This window comes from Paenibacillus pedocola (genome assembly GCF_031599675.1).
Lineage (GTDB): Bacteria > Bacillota > Bacilli > Paenibacillales > Paenibacillaceae > Paenibacillus_AQ > Paenibacillus_AQ pedocola.
On sequence record NZ_CP134223.1, the window covers coordinates 2457119 to 2479964 of the forward strand.

Annotated in this window: 8 protein-coding genes; all 8 read left to right on the forward strand. The window is 51.5% G+C overall.

The window, feature by feature from the left end:
• Nucleotides 1–10: 10 nt before the first annotated feature.
• The 8 genes from QU597_RS10405 to QU597_RS10440 all read left to right on the forward strand — a co-directional run bounded on the left by QU597_RS10405 (nucleotide 11) and on the right by QU597_RS10440 (nucleotide 22736).
• Complete coding sequence (locus QU597_RS10405; protein WP_310832572.1) at nucleotides 11–7747, forward strand: S-layer homology domain-containing protein; 7737 nt, start codon at nucleotides 11–13, stop codon at nucleotides 7745–7747.
• Nucleotides 7748–7835: 88 nt separating this feature from the next.
• Nucleotides 7836–16439 (forward strand): chitobiase/beta-hexosaminidase C-terminal domain-containing protein, encoded by an 8604-nt coding sequence (locus tag QU597_RS10410; protein ID WP_310832573.1) that lies wholly within the window; start codon nucleotides 7836–7838, stop codon nucleotides 16437–16439.
• A gap of 21 nt (nucleotides 16440–16460) precedes the next feature.
• The gene (locus QU597_RS10415) at nucleotides 16461–17150 is read left to right on the forward strand and encodes a S1 family peptidase (RefSeq protein WP_310832574.1); all 690 of its coding nucleotides are present in this window, start codon (nucleotides 16461–16463) and stop codon (nucleotides 17148–17150) included.
• Nucleotides 17151–17298: 148 nt separating this feature from the next.
• On the forward strand, nucleotides 17299–17661 hold the full coding sequence (locus QU597_RS10420) for a LytR/AlgR family response regulator transcription factor (RefSeq protein WP_310832575.1): 363 nt from the start codon (nucleotides 17299–17301) through the stop codon (nucleotides 17659–17661).
• Nucleotides 17662–17737: 76 nt separating this feature from the next.
• A complete protein-coding gene (locus tag QU597_RS10425) occupies nucleotides 17738–18913 on the forward strand; it encodes a MalY/PatB family protein (RefSeq protein ID WP_310832576.1) in 1176 nt (391 codons plus the stop codon).
• Nucleotides 18914–19036: 123 nt separating this feature from the next.
• Nucleotides 19037–19987 carry a nucleoside hydrolase gene (locus QU597_RS10430; RefSeq protein WP_310832577.1) on the forward strand — a complete coding sequence of 317 codons (951 nt, stop codon included), beginning with the start codon at nucleotides 19037–19039 and terminating at the stop codon, nucleotides 19985–19987.
• A 380-nt stretch (nucleotides 19988–20367) separates the two neighbouring features.
• On the forward strand, nucleotides 20368–21612 hold the full coding sequence (locus tag QU597_RS10435; protein ID WP_310832578.1) for a stalk domain-containing protein: 1245 nt from the start codon (nucleotides 20368–20370) through the stop codon (nucleotides 21610–21612).
• Between the two features lie 170 nt (nucleotides 21613–21782).
• The gene (locus QU597_RS10440; protein WP_310832579.1) at nucleotides 21783–22736 is read left to right on the forward strand and encodes a radical SAM protein; all 954 of its coding nucleotides are present in this window, start codon (nucleotides 21783–21785) and stop codon (nucleotides 22734–22736) included.
• Nucleotides 22737–22846: the final 110 nt, after the last annotated feature.

The following is a 22846-nucleotide window of genomic DNA, read 5'->3' on the forward strand; positions in this document are numbered from 1 at the left end:
AGGGGGGACTATGGTGAAGCTGTTTAAAAAAACGTGTGCGATGATGCTCTCATTTGTGATGGTATTCCTGTCCACATCGGAAAGCCTGCATGCCTTGGCTGATGCCGTGAAGAACACGAACACAACGACTATCCAAAATGAATTCATCAAAGTTACCGTGGATAACGCTACGGGCCGGTATGGTGTCCGTACAGTGGAAGGCCAGCCAATACGTAAAAAAGACCAGGAAACAAATCTGTTATTCAAGGGAGATGATCCGGAAACGTCGTTCACGACGTTCCGGATTGATGGAACAGATTATATCTACGGTAACAAATATAAGTTCGGCAACAATTTTTATTCCGAGACCACTGCACCGAAAATCGTGGTAAACACGAACGGAACCCAGCAGCTGGAGATGATCTGGAAGATCAAAGGCGTAGAGATCAAGCAAATTCTGATGCTCTATACCGACAGCGCCGATAAGGTGAACTCCGGAAATGTGAATATCCGCTATGAAGTAAATAACAAAAGCGGTGCCAAGGTTGAAGTGGGCAGCCGGATCCTGCTTGATACGATGGTAGGCAGCAATGACGGCCCTCTGTTCCAGATTGGTACGGCATACCAGGCACCTTTAATGGTAGAAAGAAAATTGACGCATGACCCGAAAGCTGCCGGTATTCCGGATGAGGATGCTGCACTTTATAAATTGCCTTCCTACTGGGTAATGCGCGATAAGCTGGACCTGGCGAACCCGCAGGCGACGAACGTTGTCGCCTACGGCTTCAACAATATCGCCGAGCAGAATATCAACATTGTAGATGAGATGATTGTCGGCCACTGGAACGGCCTGGCCAACACGAAATGGGATTACACCGTACATCCGAATCTGGATTTCACGCGTGATACCAACGATTATGGGAGCTCTGACTCCGCGGTTGCCTTCTACTGGAACCCGGATACTATTGCTGCCGGCGGCTCCCAGAGCTTCGAGACTGTATATGGTCTGGGAGAAATCATTGCCCCGGATAAAGTCTTCTCGATCCGTTATGTAGACCAGATTCAGCAGCTGGCCACACTTCCGGACAACAGCGCTTATAACAATGAGGGGATCTTTGACATCACCGCTGAAGTGGAGAATCTGGCCGCTTTTGGTATGGAGCATTCCCAAATTGAAGTGCAGCTTGACCTAGAGAGCGGGCTTGATTTTGTTAAGCTCGACAGCAAGGGCGATGTTGTTAGGGATAAGAACGGGAAGCCGGTTCTTGAGAATACGCGGAGCCGGAGTCTTGAATTCAAAAAATCCGCCACACCTGAAGAAGCGGAACAAGGGATTAAGCCTAAATACAAGCCGGGCGATACGATTGCCGTTTCCTTCAAAGTTATGGCTAAAGGCAGACCTTGGCCGGTAACGCGCGAATATATGCTGACTGCCCGCAGTCCGGAGACCCAGAGCAAGATTGAAGGGGTTGATGATGAGAGCATCAAAGCACAGTATGAATCGAATAAATCCAATTTCATTCTGCTGCCGCCAGTTGGCGAGGCTACTCCGACCTACGTGTACGGAATCTCGCCGCAAGAGCTCTACAGCACTGATGTGAAATATATGACGGTGAACCTCTCTAATATAGAGGCTTATAATACCGGAAATGAGACGACAGCTCCTAACTTTGACTTATATCTGAAAGAAACCGTAACAGGTGAACGATATAAGGTTGATGTGCAGGATGCGGTAGTCATGCAGCCGACGGATGATGGGATGTCCGGGGACATGCGGATTACGTACCGCGGCGGAGCTAAGGTAGATGAGTCGGGGACAGTGATAGAGCCGGACCTCGGACCTGAATTGCCGCTTGGTGAATACCAGGTGGAGATTGACTACAAAGGCGATGCCGGCGGCGATGAGGAAGTCGCTGCAATGTATGACATTACAACCGAACAGACCATTCTAGTATCCGACAATGATGAATCACGGATCCGTGAAGCCGGTATCATGGTTGTTTACAAGCAGCTGGTAGATGTCAGCGGAATCGCGAACGGAGCTTCAGTGAGCGGGGATCTGCTTGACGATCTGAACAGCATGTTCCCGGACGAGCCGTTCGAAGACGGTGCGTTTCTCTACAATGCTGTAACGGAATACAAAAAGACCAAAGCGGTATTCGGAATGGCCAGCAAGGCGGTTGATCCGGAATTTGAGCTCAGTGACTTCATGGATGATGAAGCACTGGAAGAAACACCTCTCTACAATTACAAACTGTTTGACTCCGAAGAAGAGCTGGAGGCCTTCGAGGCCGAAGCGGAGGAAGAGGAAATTGACCGCGAAGTGGTAGTTGTCATCCGCGGGATGATCAAGCAGGTCGGTTCCAAAGCAGACGAGCAAGTTATTGTAGATACGAAGACTGAACCGGCAATTATTAATGATTCTGTAGCATACACAGGAAAAGATTTGGCGTTTGTCCGTGGTAAACTCGACATTTTCGGAGTATCGCAGCCGGATGATATGCCGTTCCTTGATACGCTGTTTATTAAAGGGGACGGTACGCTGAGTGTGGCGAGCAGCGGCTTTATTTTCCATCAGGGCGAATGGACACTGGACTTCTTCAACGGCTTCAACAAGTCTCTGGGCGGAGATAACTACAATCTTCCTTCCGCAAGCACCGGTGATGATGAAGATGAAGAAGAGGAGGGTGAAGAAGCGCCAGAGAATACGAACCCGGAAGATGATACCGAGAACGGCAGCCTGAAATGGGCCGTCGGGGGCGTGGGCGACCGCTTGAACCCGCTGCGCCAGGTGATGATTGAGGACGTATACTTCAACAAGCAATCGCTGTTTGGTGCACCGAGCTTTTCGATTGACGGATTCGGACTTTCTTTTAATGACTTCATTTTAAGAGAAGGCGGTATCTCCTTCGGCGGTTCCTTATCGATGAAGATCGTTAATGCAGAGATCAACAACGTTGTGTTTAATGATAAAGGCTTTGTCGGCATTGACGCGGCGCTCAAATTCGACTTAGGTGAGGAGCTTGGATTGTTCGGACCTAAGAAGGAAGGGGCTGCCAAGAAAAAGGAAGACGGACCGAAGAGTCCTAGCGGTGAGATTACGGTCACCCACTATGTCCAGGATGTCGGCGGAGAGCCGGTTGAGAATCAGTACGGGCTTGCTTTTGATGCCCAATTGAAAAATATGCTTGAAGTATCGATTGAACTGTCACTCAAGAAAGTAAAGGACGGACGGATTCTGCCGGATGTCATCGCCTTCGGAGCAGGACTGCCTTCTCCGGGGATTCTGATTACCGGTGCTACTTATCTGACCGGAGTCCGCGGTGCAGTTCGTGAACTGGCCGATACGATTGCCGGAGGCAGCAAGGATGATCCATTCCCGCTGACCGTATCGGCAGGCGTGAGCCTGAGATTCGGTATGGCTCCGGCGTATTTCTTCGGAGATGTAGACCTGACTGTAAAACGGACCGGACTTAAAGTGGAAGGCAAGCTGGATTATTCAGCGAAAGCAGATGCTGAAGATGATGAGAAGCTGCCGATGCTGACAGAGGCGCTGCTTGAAGCCCAATGGGTTACCCCATGGTTCGTGCGCGTGCAGTCGGAGATGGATATCGGCGGCTGGGATATTATTGTCGGTAAAGCGGGGATCTTCGTCGGGCAGAATCTTGAGAAGAACCGGACGGATTTTGAAGGCTATATCGGCTCAAAAGTACAGATTCCAAACGATGTACCGATTGTCGGCGGAATGCCGCTGTCCAGTATGTTCCTTGGAGTCAATAACGATAAGGTATGGGGCAGCATCGGCGTTCTGCTGATCTCGCTCGGAATTACCTATTACTGGGGAGGCGGGGTCGAATTCGGTACCTCGACTGATCAACTGCCGGAAGGCATGATCCATCTGGTTGTAGATGACCCAGAGCTGGGACCGCGTCTGATGGTTATTGGTCAGGGCGTAGAGACTCTGGCAACCTCAGAAGCAGCAGCTCCGGCGGCTGAACAAGAGAATCAGGAAATTGTTTATCACGAAATTAACGAAGAGATGAAGCTGGTTGAAAATGGTTCACTCAATGTCAGCGTAGGCGGCATTACCGTTAAAAACAGCGGCAGAGTGCATGAAATTCCAATGGATAATGTAACCGGTAATGCGGTCATTGAAATGGAATATGAATCGAAGGACCTTCCGGCATTCACTCTGAAGGATGCTAGCGGCAAGGTGTTCCCGGTTAAATTCGACAACACGAATACAGACCCTACTGCCAATGCATTCACACAGTATATTCCGGCCAGTAATTCTCCTGACCAGGTCGATATCCGCAAAGCTTATATCATCGTTCCTGCAGATAAGGTGAAGAGCGGCGGCAAATGGACACTTACGGCTGTTTCCGCTGTCAAGACGAAGCTGCTGAATGTACCAACTACACCGCAGCTGAATGATATTAACCTGGCTAAGGACAGCACGAACGTCAACAAGTTCACCGCTTCCTGGAAAGTAGCCAATGCTGCCGAAGGGGATACCATTAATCTGTATCTGGCAGAAGATGCTGTTACTAAGAACACTACTACGCTGGAAAATGGCGATGCCGTGCTAGAAGCGGGTGACCCTGGACTGCTGATTGCGAAGGATATTCCAGTTGGACAGGGTGGCAGTGTAAGCAATGGAATTACAAGCGGCAGCACCAGCCTTGATGTAACGAATGTAACCTTGATGGGGAACCAGGAGGATATCCGCGGTCTCTTAAGACAAGGGAATTATTATCTGCGTGCTGAACTGAAATCTAGCGCGAATTTCGCTACAAAGACCTCGGCCCAGAAATTTGAGCTCACTGATCCGTTTGCTCCGCAGAACGTGAGTGAAGTGAAGGTTGAACCGGCAGGGAACGGACTGTTTGCCCTTTCCTTCAAACCGGGTGCCAAGAAGGCCGGACATGCAGATTATGAACACAGCTACATCATTGATGCCAAGCGTGAGCAGGATGGAACAATGAAGGATTATTCCAATTTTGGAGAGATCCTATTTACTGAAGACGAACTGGCCCCTTACTGGAATGCCTCGACCGGCAAATACGAAGGGATCCTGATCGGCGGCTGGTCCGCAACGTCCACAACGGATGAAGTGGAGCTGGGCAGTCTGGAAGGAACCGTAATGGACCTGAAGGATGTGAAGTATGTAGGGCTTGAAGTTGATCACGAATATGAGATTGGCGTTTCTGCAGCAACGATTCCGACAGCGGCAGATGATAAGAATCAGAATTATCATTACGCTGACCGGATTGCAGCTGCGACAAAACTGCTTCCCAAACCAGTTAAGCCTAATCTGGACATAACAGGACAAGGTACCGTAGTCGATACAGGCGATTATACCAATCTGCTCACGAAGCAGACAGAACAGACACTATCCCTGACTTCGGATCAGAAGAACGTGACGGTTGAAGCCTTCTATGCGGATCAATCGATTGGCAAGGTTGCGCTCAGCAATACCGCAAGCGGAAGCCAGGGCACCTTGAAGCTGGATCAGTTCAAGACGGACGGACCGTTCGCGATTGAACTGCGGGCAACGAATTCAGTGACCAAGGATCTTTCGGTCACAATGCTGTACCTGACGGTCGATACGATTGCCCCTGTGCTCTATATTGATCAGCCGGCAACCGGAGCCAGAACCGTCAATGACGGTACAGGCAACACAATTACTGTAGCGGGTACAACCACGAAGGATACTCTGCTTAAAGTGGGAAGTACGGTAATTCCGGTAGCGGATGACGGAACCTTTAACGCCAAAGTAGCGGTGAATTCTGCCGAACCTACAGTGGCCCTTCAGTTTACTGCTACGGATGCGGCCGGCAATGAGAATTCGGCGGTTGTGGATATCTCGAATGAGAGCTTCGAAGTTCCGTCGGCTCTGATTTTGGAAAAGGTTCCATCCCTGCAGCCTGGCCAGACCGGCACGGTTAAGGCCTATCTTAAAGTGGCAGACGGCAAGGATGAGAACGGGAAGACGAAATATAAGCAGGTGGCTGTGAAAGACAGCGAGCTCAGCAAAATCACCTATTCAGTGGCTTCCGGGGATTCTGTCGAGGTTGTAACAGCGAACGATACGCTTACGAAAAAACCAGTAACTACAATTACCGCCCTGTCAACCGGCTCCAGCCTGATTGAAGGGGAATATAAGGTAGCGGAAGGTGTTAGCCTTCAAGGTTATACCGTTGCTACGGTTGCAGTACCTAAGCCTGAGAAGCTGGGCAGTCTGACAATTTCGGCAGAAACAGTCTACGCGGATACCGATCATACGAAGATTGTCGTCTCTGATTCTGGAGATATGACCGGCCAGCAATTGGCTTATAAGATCTACCCTGCAGGTACAGCAGCTGTACTTCCGGTATTCGAATCCAATCTGAGCGATTGGGAAATGCTGCCTGCGGACGGTGTGATTTCTGTAAAACCGGGTGACGTAATCGTAGTTGCCAAACGTACTTCGCTCCATAAGCTTGCCATGGCAGCAGCTAAAGTATCATCGATTATTTACTCCAACCTGCCGGGCGGAACAGGCGGTGGCGGCGGAGGCGGTGGCGGCGCTGTTGGCGGTGTTGCACCGGTAACACCGACCGGGCTTCCTGCTGCGACATTAAATGGTCAGCCTGTGGATGCTGCCTGGGATGGAACGACGGCCATCATTCATGTGACTACGGACAGCAAGGCTGGGGAAAGCAGCGGGGATATTACGATTAGCAGCACAGATTCTGCGGCTACAGGCTTCAATATTACTGTTGACCTGAATTTTGCAGAGCAGGCCATTGCAGCCAAGAAGAAGATTATTGTCAGTCTGCCACAAGCCCAGCTTGTAATTGGACCAGAGAACCTGGCCGGAATGAAAGAGCCGCTTAAGATTAGCGTTGGAAACAACTCCGCTGCGGACAAGGAGGCAATGACGGCTCTTGCCAAGACTCAGAATTTCAACGTATTGGCTGCAGGCGGCGGGACAACTGTTGCTGTCAATCTGCCTGCGGGCAAATGGACACCGGCGCTTCAGTCTAAGGTTATGATTCCAACCGGTATCACTGCAGGTGACATAACCGCTGTAGTCTTGAAAGATGACAGCGGCAACTGGACGACAGTACCTTGGAAGCTGGCCGCAAACGGCAGTTATGTGGATGTCCAGTTGACAGGAGAAGGAAGTCTGTTCTTTATCAACAACACCAAGGCGTTCAAGGATGTTGCCAAGGGCTTCTGGGCCGAACAAAGCATTCAAGACGCTTCGGACAAACTGTTTGTCATGGGTAAGGCGGCTGACAGCTTTGTCCCTCAGGCTAAAGTAACCCGTGCTGAGCTGCCTACCATTCTGCTCAGAGTAGCGGGCCTCATGAACAATCCGTTCACGCAGCAGAACTTCACGGACGTGGCGGCAGGCAGCTGGTACAGCCGCAGCGTATCTATCGCCGCTGAGCTGGGAATTGTCACTGGACAGAGCTCCGGACAATATGCACCGCAGGCTACATTAACGCGGATGGAAGCCATGACAATGGTCGGAAGACTGCTGAATGTGGTCAGCGCCGGCGGTGAAACGCTTAGCAATGCTGAGATTACGCAAATTCTTAGCAGTTATTCGGACAAGGATATGATTCCGGCATGGGCTAAGCAATCGATCGCACTTAGCATTAAATACGGAATCATCCGCGGGACAGACGGCAAGATCAACCCTGCGGGCGTATTGACCCGTGCGGAAGCTGCTGCGATAGCTATCCGGCTTGATGAGTACATTACAGACAAACAATAGAGAAGCAGGGCCCACACCCGTGAGATGACAGGTGTGGGTATCCTACTGTAAAGGATCACAATACTATTTAAGGTGGTGCATGATGGGAATGAAGCAGAAATCAATCCTGGGGTTGGCGGTTGCGCTGATCGTGCTGACTATCGCAGCGGTTGCCGGGGGCTTGATGGCGAAAGCCGATGGGCAGACCTGGTCGGGCGCGGCAGATACGTCATGGTACAACCCGGTTTATACAACCTTTAAGATTGACAATGTAGCCAAGCTCGCCGGGGTAGCGAAGCTGGTAAACGAAGATAAAGATGCCAATGGGGACCCGATTAACGGGTTCAGCGGTAAGATTTTGGAAATTGACCGTGACTTGGATCTTGGTGCTCATCTCTGGGTACCGATTGGAACCGGGGAGCATCCGTTTCGCGGAACTTTGATTTCTATTGAGGGCTCTATTATCACCCTGTCGGGGATGAAAGTGCAGGACGGCCTGTCCTATCAGGGGCTGGTCGGCAATATGATTGACGGAACGGTAGGCGGGTTTGAATTTTCCAATAGCGGTTCCATCAGTGTGACAAGTGTTACCTATGATGTCTATGCAGGTGCTGCAGTCGGCAAGATGGCCGGCATCAGTATTGTGTATGACATTACTAACAACATGAATATTACAACGGACAGCGCGCCTTACCCTGCTTATTCCGGGGGGATCGTCGGGATGGGGGAAGGCTCCATCGCCAATTCCTTTAACCATGGCGTAGTTACCTCAACGGGTACGACTGCTGTCGGCGGGATCGTGGGTTATGGAGACACCGGCGGCCTGAAGGTCAAGAAGGTGTCGAACTACGGCGCAGTACATGCTAACGGAATAAGCGGTGACATCATTTATGCAGGTGGTATCACCGGGCATACGGTTGGCTCTGTTACGATGAATGATGAGGATACCGTAATCAGCAATACTGCTCCAGTTACAGCAAATGGCGGTTCGACCGTCTATGCCGGGGGTATTATCGGTAAAATCGACAATACGGCAGAGTTCTCCGATTCGACAATCAACAGCGGAGAAGTAGGTATTGAAGCACCGGCAGCAACCGGCACCTATGCCGGAGGCTTGCTGGGGGCAACCGGGACTGTGACCAGTCCCGACTTCAATATCGCTTTTGTCAATTCTGCTCCTGTCACCAATGTTGGCGGAACCAATGTGCATACAGGCGGGATTGCCGGCTATGCAGACAGTACGTTCACATGGACAAAAGGCTACATTCATGCTGCCGATGTAACGGCTGCAGGCTCACAGAATATCTACACCGGCGGATTAATCGGTTATGCAGCCAAAGGAGTTGTGCTGAATAATCCTGCGGCTAATGCTTATGGGAATACCGCTCATATCAAAGCCAGCGGCGGCACCCATGTGTATACGGGTGGAATTGCCGGCTACGATACGGGCGGCAGTATCTCCAATGCTTCCTTCACGGGCAGCATAGATGCTGCCGGTACAGCGGATGTGTACACCGGTGGGATCGCCGGATATGAGACCGGCGGAACCATTACGGTTTCTCAGGCCGGTAACCTCTCCTCGGCTCCAATGATTACTTCCGATGGAACCATCGGCGGGATCGTTGGTTATCTGGATGGAACGGTTAGCCAGGTTTCCGTTAAGTATATCCACCTGAAAGCTACAGCTGAAGGCGGTGTTATAGGCGGGATCGCAGGCCGTGCGCAAGGCACCATCAGCAGCGCTTTTGCCGGGGATGCTGAAGCTGCGGACTACAACAGCTTAACGATTGAGTCCGCGGTTAAGAATCCGGCTGCCGGCGCTGATAACATCACAGCGGGCGGGCTTGTCGGTATCAATGACAAGGCGCTGGAGCTTATCGGCAGCAAGGCTGCCAGAGTAGGTTTTATTACGGAGAGCGGGAAGAGCGGATATACCTTCGGTGCTGTAGCGGGTGAGCTTAACGCGCTGGCTGTCATCGGGACAACAGCAGTACCGATTGAAGCCAATGATTTCCTGATTGAACTGAAAGCAGACAATAGCATTGCAGGCGGTGCGGTCGGGATTAACCGGGCAACCGGACTCCATCTGCACACGAACCGCATTGAGATCAAAGCATTGGGAGTATCGGCGCGTGCCGGTGGTGTCTTTGGTGAGAATCACAGCGCGGCCCCATATGTACTGGCTGAAAATATTGTCCTGTCTTCCACAGGCGCAGATGCGAAGCTTGGCGGGATTGCCGGATATAACACGGGATCGCTCACAGACGCCACTGCAAATGCGGTGAGCATTATTGTTAATGGTGAACGTACCGAAGCCGGCGGCATTGCCGGACGTTCGGAAGGAGCGGACGCTGCCTCCAGCCGGGCCAGTATTGTTACCCCAGTATTCACTGCCGGGGAAGCAACCGTTGTAACGGTTAACGCAGTTGATGCCAAAGCCGGCGGCATTGCCGGATTTGCGACAGCTACGGATATTATTAACCCTGCAGCCGGAGCGGTAGCACCGGATTACGTCAGTTTCTCGGTCAAAGCAGCTGGGGCCAGAGTCGGCGGATTAGCCGGAGCCCTGGAGAACAGTAATATCAGCGGGGATACCACTGCAATTAATATCGAGAATCTGCTGATCAATACAACCAAGGACGCTGCAAACGCCTATGTCGGCGGTCTGGTCGGCTATAACGACAAGTCCAGGCTGGAACGTCTGGTCGGCAAAACTCTGAATCTGACCTTAAACGGGCCTGGCGTGATAACCGGAGGAATGACCGGTTACAATCTGGGTACCAATTCGGCAGTTATAATGAACAACTATATTTCCGCCCTTAGTCTGAAAGCTAACGCTACCGCAAGCGGCTCGACAATTGGCGGTATCGTCGGACTCAATGATGCGCGGAACACAGACCCGGCCGTAAACCCGGGAACAGCGGTAAGCACACTTCAGAACAGCCGGACACTAGGCAGTATTGCGATTACGGCACCTTCCTCGAAGCTGGGCGGAATGGTCGGCGAAAACCGCAGCCTGATTGCCAATAACAGCATTACGGATAAAATCTCGGTGTCCTCCAAAGGCAGCAATGTAACCTTCGGCGGCTTGGCCGGATTGAACACGGAAAAAGGAACACTTTACTACACCTATTCGAATGCCAACCTGACCATCGAGGGTGCCGGTACACTGGCAGGCGGTCTGGCAGGCGAGAATGCCGGACAGGTCAAAGGCTCTTATGTTGATATCGACATTACGGGCAAGGCTACTGGTACAGCAAGCCAGTCTGTCTTCCTGGGCGGTCTAATCGGCCGAAACAGTGCAGGTACGGTGGAGCAGTCTTATACTTCATCCAAAGTTACTGCGGACGGCATATATACCAATGTCGGCGGGCTCATCGGTGAGCTGACCGGTGGTTCAATCAAGAACTCCTACGTGGCAAAAAGCGTATATGCCACTAAAGAAAATTCCTATGCCGGCGGATTTATCGGCAGAATTAAAGACGGTAAAGTAACAAACGCCTACTCTGCGGCTGAAGTATCAGCCACAAATGGCGCATATGCCGGAGGTTTTGCCGGCCGCTATGATAATGCCAGCAAGGAGCTCTTATATAAGACCTACTATATTAAAGATGACTCACTCAATATCAATACAGATCTGCCGGACTTTGCAGAAGGCAACCACCGCTGGTTGAACGTGCATGTAAGGCTGACAACCATTCTGTCGTCTACATTGAAGGACAGAACTGCATTCCCTGACCTGTCCGGCTGGGATTTCACCAGTGCATGGAAATACGGATCACTGAATGCGGATTACAAATACCCAGAAGTGAACCGTGAAGCAAATACGGGCGGCGATACCGGCAATGAGGTCAATGCCAATATCAACTGGTACATGAAGGATAAGGATGCTATCGGCTTCCAGATTACCAGTGAAGCGGAACTAGCCGGCCTCGCGGCAATTGTCAACGGCACGATTGCCGGTGTGGACCAATTCGACTTCGCAGGTAGAACTATCACCATCATGAACCCGATTCATATTCAATCGAAGCAATGGGTTCCGATCGGCGACAAGGAAGAGAATGCCTTTGAAGGTACCCTCGAAGGCGGCAATCATCTGATTGACGGCCTGACCCTGCAGCCGGTCTTCACTTACTCCGGTTTGTTCGGAGTTATCGGAAAAGAAGGAACGGTATCCAACATCAATCTGGAGCCATTATCCGTGACCGGTAACCAATACAGCGGCGCTCTGGCCGGTCTGAATCTGGGTACGGTATCGAATGTGGATCTGAAGCTGCTTGGCGGCATCAAGATCAGCGGCGGAACTGTTGGCGGAATTATCGGTAAGAACACCGGGGCTGTCTCCGGGCTGAAGCTGACCCTGGATGGCGGAAGCCGGATCGAGACGGTTTACAGCAGCGGAATTGCCGGAGGTATTATTGGTGATAACACAGCCGATGTCACCTCCACGACACTCTCGGTGAATACAATCGACGGCAGCATCGGCAGCTCTGCTGATCAAGCTGTTGTTGGCGGCGCCTTCGGCAGACAGTCGGGAAATGTAACAGGCCTGAAATTGGAAGTAAGCTCGAAGATCCGGATTACTTCAACGGGCATGAACAGCATCACGGGCGGTCTGATCGGTTCTTACACCGACGGAACGGCCAGTGAACTGGAAGTAAGCTTCACTGACGGAACGCTGGAAGCCCGCGGACATGATTCCATTCTGGGCGGCGTGATCGGCCAATCTGCTGCCGGGACATTGCTCAAGAATATTACAGTCACCGGACCAGACGACGGTGTTCAATTGACCGGTAATGGTACAGTGGGCGGTATCGTGGGTGTGAAAGAAGGCGTACTTGGCGGCATCCTGCCTCTGAATATTGAAGCTGGCGGCAGCAACTTCGATATTGATCATGCAGCAGCAAGACAGATTCATCTGGTCACGACGGAAGACTCTCTGGAAGCAGTGATCGGCGGGATTACCGGACAGGCTGTAAATGTAGCCATGAATGGAGGCTCGTTTGAAGGTGGAATTTCGGCTCCAGGCGAAACCGTAACTGCAGGTGGTATTACCGGACAAGCCGGGAACACCATTCTCTATGATGTAGAAGCCGCTCCAGTGATTACGGCGACAGCCAAAACGGGTGAAGCAGCAGTTGGGGGGATTGCCGGAACAATCTCCAGCGATGATATGAACCAAGGCTTTGACTTTGGCAAAGCCTATCCTCTATACAGAGGTATTTATCTCGCAGAGGTCCATAACGGGGCTATTACAGTAACCGGAGTAAACAATGCAATGGATCTTTATGCCGGAGGTTTGACAGGGCGTATGACGGATGCATCGGTCTACCGCTCCAATACGGCAATTGACCTGAAGGTTATCGGCGGGAAAACTGTGAATGCCGGCGGTATCGCAGGTTACAGCAACGGCATTATCGTGGATGCATTGGGGAACAACAGCCTGAATGCAGAAGCCAGTGGCTTGTACAATGTTGGCGGTATCGTCGGCTGGGGAGCTGACGGTGAAATTCATTACACTGAAGCTGCTGCCCAAGGCGGCCAGTCTATTACTGTAGGGACTGCTCTGACTCTGGAAAATTCCTTGCCGGCGATACATGCCGGAGGTATTGTAGGATTGGGGGATCACATTAAGATCACCTATACTCATGCACAGCTTCCAGTGAACATTAACGATACCAATAAAGACAATACGATTTATGCGGGCGGTTTCGCCGGTCTTCTGGGTGATACCGATGTCCGCGAAGCCCAGATTCAGCACTCTTATGCTACAGGTGCTTTGAATGTCAGCGGCAGGCTGGGGTCTTATGTCGGCGGCTTTGCCGGATCGGTAGACCACTACAGCATTAGCGATGCTTATGCTTCCGGTGATATTGCCAATACGGCGCTGGACACGCGCAGCGGCGGTTTCGCGGCAGCGGTTGAAAGAAACGCCAGCATCAGCAGCTCCTATGCGCTGCAGGCAAAGGTTACTACAACAGGAATCAAATCATCAACCCGGTCTTATACAGGCGGCTTCGCCGGTTATAATGACGGATCTTTAAACATTATATACTCGAATGTTCCTGGTCTTACGGCAACCGCACCTGCGGGAGCGGATTTCCAGAAGGGTGCACTTGTCGGCTATAACTTCCGGGACGGTAAAGTGAGCGGCTCGAAGTATGTCGGGACATTAAATGCACTCGGCAAGAATGCCGGTGCGGCAGCGGATGCCTTGAAGTTAGAGGATGCACTAGATCCGCTTGCTTCCGGAGCATGGAACATTGATTTTGACACTTCGTTCATGGATAATGCTGCAGAAGGTGTCATGACACTGAACTCTCCGCAGCAGTTAAAGGGTGCAGTACTGCTCTACAATGAGACAGGTCTTGAATACTACCGTCTGTATAACAGAACAGCTACGGAGAAGCCTGAGATCAATACACTGCTGCTTGGTGCTGATATTGATCTGGGAGGCAAGCCTTGGGTTTCCTTTACAAGCTTTGCAGACAAATTTGACGGCCAGGGGCACACGATTTCCGGTCTTACGCTTGGCTCAGCCGGTGAGCCTTATGTCGGCTTTGCTGCTGAGAATCTCGGAGAGATCACCAAGGTGAACTTTACAGGCGCTATCATTACAGCAGACAAGAATGCCGGAGCAGCTGCCGGAATTAACAAAGGAACGATCAGCAATGTCCAGGCCGCGAACCTGACGGTGTCGGGTACGGGCACACTGGGCGGCATTGCCGGAATCAATGCCGGCAGCATAGAAGCTTCCAGCTCCGGCGGCAGTATCAGCGGTAGCGGTCAAGCGGCCGGCGGTATCGCAGGTGACAACGTGGCTGCTGGTACGATTTCTAACTCGCTGTCTTATGCGGATATTCATGTGGCAGCAGCCGAAGCAGTTGCCGGCGGGATTGCCGGCCGCAGCAGCGGCAAGATCAGCAACAGCTACTCAGCCGGCAGAGTCTCGGCTGAGGGCACGGATAAGGCATGGAGCGGCGGGATCGCCGGACTTGCCCTGAACGGTTCCATCCTTTCTTCATTGAATACTGGTGAAGTAAGAGCCGCAGTGGGCGGTAAGCTGGCACCGGGACAAGCCTTCTTTGGAGGTATTGCCGGTCAAATGGCCAAAGAAGCCTCCATTAGCGGATCTATCTTCAACTCACAAATGCTTAAGACCAACACTGCGTACTTTGATGCAGACGGCAAGGCTATAACAGGCAACGCCGGCGCATCCAGCGCAAATGGAATGAAGGCTGCAGAGCTGGCGGGCGGAACACTTCCTGCAGGTCTGAACAACGGGTATTGGAAGGCACATGCCTCCTTCTATCCGGGACTTGAAGCTTTCGAAGGCACAAGACAAGGGTTGCTCAGTACAGCGGCTGTAATCCTTGCACCGAAGGATCTGATTAACCGTGTGGCTTCCAGCTTTACACTGGGAGGCACCGATGCTATGAACTGGACTGCAGACTCCTCCAAAATAACTCTGAACGGAAAAACCGGAACGCTGACATCCGGCGGCAGCACGAAGCTGACGGTATCCGTTCAAGGAATAAGCAGAAGCATCATCATCAATGAACCTGCCGTGAAATATCCCGGACAGGCACTGGCGCCGGTTAATCTGACCGAAAGCAAAGAAAAGTGGATTATGGTTGGGAAGCCAATCGTTCTTTCTACAGATGAGCCGGGTGGAAGCATTTATTACACACTCGACGGCAGCGCGCCAAATGAAACTTCACTGCTCTATAGCGGGCCAATTACGCTGCAGAGTACAACAACGCTTAAAGCAATAACGATTGTTGAGGGTAAAGAGTACAGCGGCGTATTGACGGAAGAGTGGATCATTCCACCATCCGGCGACGGAGGCGGTGGTGGCGGATTCGTTGCCCTACCTGTCAAAGAGCCGGCAATTACCGCCATCGCGAATAACACCAGTGTGAGCGGCAACAGCGAAGCACCGGTGAAGGTAGCCCGGAACAGCAAGCTGAAGCTGACTGCACCGGAAGGGCAAATTATCTATTACACACTGGATGGCAGTACGCCGACAGTCAACAGCACGAAATACACCGGTGAGCTTTTGATTACCGGAAATATGACGATAAAAATGATTACTGATCAGGATGATACGGTCATCACCATCCAGTACACAGTGGAAAATGCTGCGTACAATCTTAAGAGCACAGCCAGTGAAATCAAGTATATGACTGCCTATACAGACGGAACATTCAGACCGAAGGCGGCCATTACAAGATACGAGCTGATTTCTGCGCTTGCCCCACTGCTGGATATGGAAGATGTGAATGTCGGAAACCTGTTCAACGATGTAACAGCAGAGCATGAGGAGCTGACGGCATTCTTTGCTTCTGCGGGAATTATTCAGGGATATCCAGACGGAGGCTTCGGCGGCGAGAAGGGCTTGACGCGGGCCGAGTTCGCAAAGATCATGACCAGCGTGCTTAACCTGGATCTCAAGACAGCCGGAAGTACGAAGCAATCCGATCTGAAGGGCCACTGGTCCGAGCAATATGTCAACGCCCTGTCTAAGGTGGGTTATGTCCAAGGCTTCCCGGACGGAACGTTCAAACCGAATGCACCGATTACACGGGCAGAGGCTGTAGTGATGATCAACCGGATCGCCGGTACGAAGAAGCTGACGATTACGGCTGTGAAGTACAAGGATCTGCCGGCTACCCACTGGGCGTATAAAGACATTATGTCTGTAGTGCAATAAATCGAAGGGAATGAGCAGCGGATGAAAAAACAACTGGCTTACCTCTGCATCATTATGACCCTCTTGTCCGCAGTGCTCTTCTACAACGGAACTACCAACGCTGATACGCCGGTTGTTAATAATGCCGAACAGACCTATCAGCTAACCAAGAAGGCTATGTTCTATCTCCGGGTGCTGAAAAGCGACGGGACAGCTAGTGCCACGGGTACGGGAGTGATCCTGTCCCCGGGCGGCACAGCGGCAACCGCATACCATGTCGTAAAAGGCGCACAGCGGATGGAAGGGATCATGGCAGACGGAACGATCATTAGTCCTATCAAAGTCAGTAACTATGATGAACAGAAAGATCTTGCCGTGCTGGATCTGCCCTCACCGGCAGCAGCGAAGCAGGCAGACAATGCCTATCCTTACCTGGAGGTACGCACAGAAGCGGTGAAGCATGGTGAAGCTGTATTCGCACTCGGGTACCCCCTGAAGAATACGAACATCATTACCGAGGGGATTATCAATACGCCTGTAGCTGAGATTAACGGTAGAAGCAGAATTCTGACTTCAGCCCAGGTTGTAAGCGGAATGTCCGGAGGACCGCTGATGGATGCGCACGGCCGGCTGGCCGGCATTATTTCCGGCTCTCTGCGGACGATGGATAATATTCATTTGATCATCAGCATGGATGATCTGCGCAGCATATTGCCGGCGGCAATGAAGTAAGGGCATAATAACAAGCAGCTAATCTTCTGCAAGCAGCATAGAGGTTTTTACAATCATGGCTGTCCCCCGATAGTTCAGATCTACGCGGGGGCGGCTCTTTTTTTAAAGTATAGGTCGAAAAGATTTCCTGGCGAGAGGCGGGAGAGGTATGATTAGAGCGTTTTTGCTGGATGTGAATCAGAAGGATCTCTATAAACTGGCAACAATGCTCCAGCAGTCCGGGAAAGTGGAAGTAATCGGAATGTCCTCCCATCCGCAGAGCGCTTTGAATCAGATCATCGGGCTTCATCCGGATGTGCTGTTTCTGGATCTCCAGCTTCACGGCTTGCAGGGAGTGCTGGTAGCCGAGCAGATCAAGCAGCAGCTTCCGGCGATTCAGATCGTAGTGATCACAGAGAGTAAGCAGCATGCCCTATGGGCCTTTGATCAGGCCATTGCCGATTATCTTTTGAAGCCGCTTGAGGAGGTTAGGCTGTGCCAGTCGCTGGAACGGCTGCGTAAGGGGAGCTGAAGCAGTGAAGGATGCCGGAAAGTCCCCCCTGTGATACAATAATCTGAAAAGCTGAAATGATGGGGGATTGAAGTGAATGTATGATTTTGAACGCATAATTGACCGCCGCAATACCCGCTCTTACAAATGGGATCAGAATGAAAAGCTGTTTGGCAACAAGGATATTCTGCCGCTATGGGTGGCGGATATGGATTTTGAGAGCCCGCCGGCAGTGAAGGAAGCAATCCTGCGCCGGGTGGAAGCCGGTGTCTATGGCTATAGCATACCAAGTGAATCTTACAAACAAGCGATTGTTAACTGGTTCGGACGGCGCCATGATTGGGCGATTCAGCCGGAGTGGATCACGGATTCACCGGGAATTGTCACTTCGCTCAGCTTTTCGGTGGAGCTGTTCACCCAGCCGGGTGATGAGGTGATTCTGCAATCGCCGGTCTATTATCCGTTCTATGATGTAATTAAGATGAATGACCGCAAGGTAGCCAAGAATCCGCTGATTCTTCGCAATGGGCGGTATGAGATGGATTATGCCCACCTTGAATCGCTGATGCAGGGCGGCGCCAAGCTGCTGCTGCTGTGCAACCCCCATAATCCGGGAGGAACCGTCTGGAAACGCGAGGAGCTCCAGCAGCTTGGAGAGTTATGCCTGCGTTACGGGGTAACTGTCATTTCAGACGAGATTCATTGCGATTTGACGCTTCCGGGACATAAGCATATCCCGTTTGCCTCTTTATCTGAAGAACTGGCCAATATTACAGTGACAACGCTGGCAGCAACCAAAACCTTCAATCTGCCCGGCCTGCAGACCTCATTCATCGTAGCCCGGAATCCTGAACTGAAGGGGAAATTTGAGCGCAAGCTGAAGGCGCTCAGCCTGCATATGTCGTCTTATTTTGCACCTGAAGCGGTAGAGGCGGCATACAATGAAGGAGAGACATGGCTGGACGAGCTGCGTCAACATATTGCCGGGAATGCCGAATATGCGATCAGCTACCTCGCCGAGCATCTTCCTGCGGTTAAGGTTATGCGCCCAGAGGCTACTTATCTGCTATGGCTGGACTGCCGGGCGCTTGGACTGGATGCAGCCGGACTGAAAAATCTGATGTACAGAGAGGCAGAAGTGGCTTTTAACGAAGGTTCCGTGTTTGGACCTGAAGGAGAAGGACATCTGCGGATCAACCTGGCTTGTCCGAGATCGGTACTCGCTGAAGCACTGCTGCGGTTCAGCCGGGCGGCTGCTTCATACGCAGAGTAATAAGGACCCGTTCGATTACAGATAAGCTTGCTGCAGTTCTTTTGAACGCTTGTTGTTCATAGACCTGCGGCAGGCTTTTTGCTTGGCATCCTAAACACATAGAAGAATGGGAGAGAAATCAAAATGAGCAAAGCCCGAATTATCATCGACTGCGATACGGGTATTGATGACGCACTGGCTATATTATATGCATTACGCGCTCCGGATGTTGTAGTAGAAGGGATTACTACGGTGTTTGGCAACATCGGTGTCGAGCAGGCGGCGGACAATACGCTGCGGCTGCTTGCGCTGGCACGGCCCGAAGCAGAGATTCCGGTTGCTCTCGGTGCTTCCCAGGCACTGGTCCGTGAACTCCGCGGTTTCTCCCAGCATGTGCACGGTGAAAATGGCATCGGAGATGTGCAGCTTCCGCCATCCAACCAGCGCCTGGTTAGTGAAACAGCGGCAGAATTTATTGTACGGCTGGCGGATGAGAATCCCGGCGAAATTGTACTGGTGACCCTCGGGCGGCTGACGAATCTGTCGCTCGCGCTTGATCTGGACCCCGGACTAAAGGGTAAATTGAAAAAGGTAGTTGTAATGGGGGGGACGATCTTCAAGCCGGGCAATGTGACTCCGGTGGCGGAAGCCAATCTGTGGGGCGATCCCGAAGCGGCAGACCGGGTATTCACCTCAGGGCTGCCAGTGCTGATGGTCGGTCTGGATGTGACGCTGAAGACACTGATCACCACGGAGCATTTGGAGCTGCTGAAACGGTATGGCCGGGAAGACAATCAGGCGATTATTGAATTTATGGACAAGTCTCTGCAGCATTATTTCAAATTTTACCGTGACGCCAACTATGTGATTAACGGTGCACCTCTGCATGATCCGCTGGCACTAATGGCTGCGCTGCAGCCTGACCTGCTGACCTGCCGGCAGATGAAGGTCCGTGTGGAGCATCAAGGGGAGCATACTTCCGGGATGGTCGTTGCCGATTTGCGGGCGCAGCCCCGGATAGGTGAATTCATCGAGGTCGCCGTCGATGTGGATGCCCAGCGGGCAGTTGGCGTCTTTTTAAGTGCCTTTATGTAAGTCCTGTTTGCGTTGATTCTGGCTGGTATAATCTGTAATCTGCAGAAGTTACAATCTATTAATTTGCCAAAAATATCAATTTTGGTAAAATGATAGAGGTGTGATATAGATTAAATTATACTATTACTAATAGGATTAGCCGTGGCTCCAGAGAATATTTGGACTTCCGGCCGCTGTTGTCTCCAGATTTCTCGATTATACCGCTATTTGCGGTAGAAATCCGAAGACAAAGGCGGACGCTACCGCACCTACAGTTCCCAAATTCTCCTCCTCCACTTTTTCCTAATAGTATTTTTTAATTTAATCTATAAAGTTGTTGGGTGCAGACTAAACATGGGACTTTATATCATTCAGAATCTTGCAGAACGGAGAATCAACATATGAAAAGGCTAAGTAAACTATTATTATGCGCGGCAATAACAATAGGCGGATATACAGCACTTCCCGCACAGCCTACACAGGCTGCGGCAGGCAGTGTGAGCATTATGCTCGACGGTTATCCGCTGCCGTTTCCGGTTCCGCCCGCGGTGATGAACGGGACAACAATGGTGCCGTTCCGTGCTATCTCTGAAGCGCTCGGCATTCAGGTGAAGTGGGATCAGGCCGCCAAGAAAATTACCGCCACCAAAAGTGACACAGCAGGTTCCAAGGTGGTCGTTCTTACACTCGGCAGCGCAAAGGCAGCAGTGAATGGAGCGGTCGTCCAGCTGGCTGTTCCGCCGCAAAATATCCGCGGGACAACGATGATTCCGCTCAGCTTCTTCGGGCAGCAGTTCGGGGCAGGAGTAGGCTGGAATCAGGCAACTAAGACTGTATCGATTACCTCACCCAAGAAGGATATGTACACGCTGGGCTTCTATGCACAGAAGTCGTACAGTGAGGTGTCGCTGATTCCGGATTTTAATGCGATTGCCTTCGGCTGGAGCCGGATCGACCGCAGCGGCCAGTTCACGACGACCAGCACGGATTTCTGGTGGCCGAAGGCCGACGGTGATGTCACGCCGGAATCTATTGTTCAGAACGCCGCTGCCGGAGGAACTGCTCCTTATTTGATGGTTTATTCAGGTGACAAGGAGCTGGAACTGACCAAAAATCTGGAGGATCCGGCGCTGCAGCAGCAGACCATATCAGGTATCGTCTCGCTGGCTACAGAGAAAGGCTTTCAGGGCATCGGGCTGGATTTGGAGGGGCTCGGGCTGACCGGGGACAAGAAAACCGTACAGGGCCAATTCAATACATTCGTGAAGAACTTGGCGGCAGCGGCTAGGCCGGCCGGCCTCAAGCTGACTGTTATTCTGCCCCCGCTGAACGGCTCTTTTAAAGGGTATGACTACAAGACCTTGGCTTCGCTTGCTGATGATCTGGTCATTATGGCCTACGCCTATGAGGACGAATCCAAGCCGGAGCCGCTGAACATGGTGGATCAAGGCATCCGTCTGGCACTGGAGCAGGTTAGTAAAGACAAGCTGATCCTCGGCATCTCCGTATACAGCGAGGATGAAACCTCTGTGAATGCCAAGATCGGGCTGGCCAAACGGTACGGGCTTAAAGGAATAGCGATCTGGCGTCTGGGCCTAATTGGACAGCCGGTATGGAACGAAATGGGCAAATCCGTGGAATTATAAAATATAGTATTATTGAGGGGCAGCCCGCGGGCTGCTTCTTTTTTTGTGCTCAGACGGTTCTAAACAGGCCCATTACAACAAAAGTCACATTAACCTGCGCCTGAAACCTTTATAATTTTTAAGGTTGACCCTAAAGCAGAATATCTTATTTTTCAGGAGGACTATAGAGCATGAGCATTAAATATAAAGCACTGGAGCTTGATAAACCGCTGACTTACGAGCTGGAGGGCCTTGAGGTCGGAGTAACTTCAAACTGCAATTTCCGCTGTGATTACTGCTGCGCATACAATAGAAATGACGGGCAGAGCATTAACGGCAAGGAGGTTATCCGCATCTTGGAGGAGCTTCCGGGACTTAAGCGCGTCCGGTTATCCGGCGGCGAGGTGACGCTGAAATTCGAGGACTGTGTGGAGATTGTGTCCTATTGCTCCTCACGCGGGATTCAGACCCAGTTGAACTCTAACGGCAGTCTGCTGAATCCGGCCCGGATTCAGGAGCTGGTAACGGCCGGGCTGACTACCATACATATTTCGTTTAATTTTACGACCGCTGAGGCGTTCTCGAACTACTATAATATTCATCCCAGTGTCTATGACAAAATTAGAGAGAACATCACCATGTTTGCCAAAACAGACGTGAATGTGGTACTGGAAACCCTGCTGTTCAATGAAACGCAGGATAATATGCAGGAAATCAGCGACCATGTCTATGCAATGGGTGTACGGACGCATGAGATTCAGAACAGTATTATTATGGGTCATACCGGCTGGAAGGCGATCGCCGCACAGGAGCAATTGAAGAATGCCGTTGCGGAGCTGATTGCAAACCGTAAAGAGGATACTACACTTTACTTCACTTGTATGGACCGGTTTATGGATAAGCTGGGTTTTGCGGAGCAGCCGGGCGTGTATTTCCCGCACTGCATTGAAGGCAAAAAACAGCTGCACCTGCACGGCAATGGCGACATCCTGATTTCCGAGCTGTGTCATCCGGTCATCATCGGCAATATCTATAACGGAACCTCGCTGAATGAGCTGTACACCAACATGCCGGCACCGCTTTCGCAATTTTTGGAGAAGCTGCCTTGCCCGGCACTGGATGCTCTATTCCCGCAAGAAGGTTAAGCGTTCGAATTCACATCCGCTATTACACAAGGGCCGCGGCGATTCTGCCGTGGTCTTTTTTGAATTATAAGCAAGCCCTGAACGTGAGAGATACTTCTGTAATAATTTCC

Coding starts and splice junctions, on each gene's coding strand:
- QU597_RS10405 (WP_310832572.1), top strand. CDS start 11: ATGGTGAAGCTGTTTAAAAAAACGTGTGCGATGATGCTCTCATTTGTG.
- QU597_RS10410 (WP_310832573.1), top strand. CDS start 7,836: ATGAAGCAGAAATCAATCCTGGGGTTGGCGGTTGCGCTGATCGTGCTG.
- QU597_RS10415 (WP_310832574.1), top strand. CDS start 16,461: ATGAAAAAACAACTGGCTTACCTCTGCATCATTATGACCCTCTTGTCC.
- QU597_RS10420 (WP_310832575.1), top strand. CDS start 17,299: ATGATTAGAGCGTTTTTGCTGGATGTGAATCAGAAGGATCTCTATAAA.
- QU597_RS10425 (WP_310832576.1), top strand. CDS start 17,738: ATGTATGATTTTGAACGCATAATTGACCGCCGCAATACCCGCTCTTAC.
- QU597_RS10430 (WP_310832577.1), top strand. CDS start 19,037: ATGAGCAAAGCCCGAATTATCATCGACTGCGATACGGGTATTGATGAC.
- QU597_RS10435 (WP_310832578.1), top strand. CDS start 20,368: ATGAAAAGGCTAAGTAAACTATTATTATGCGCGGCAATAACAATAGGC.
- QU597_RS10440 (WP_310832579.1), top strand. CDS start 21,783: ATGAGCATTAAATATAAAGCACTGGAGCTTGATAAACCGCTGACTTAC.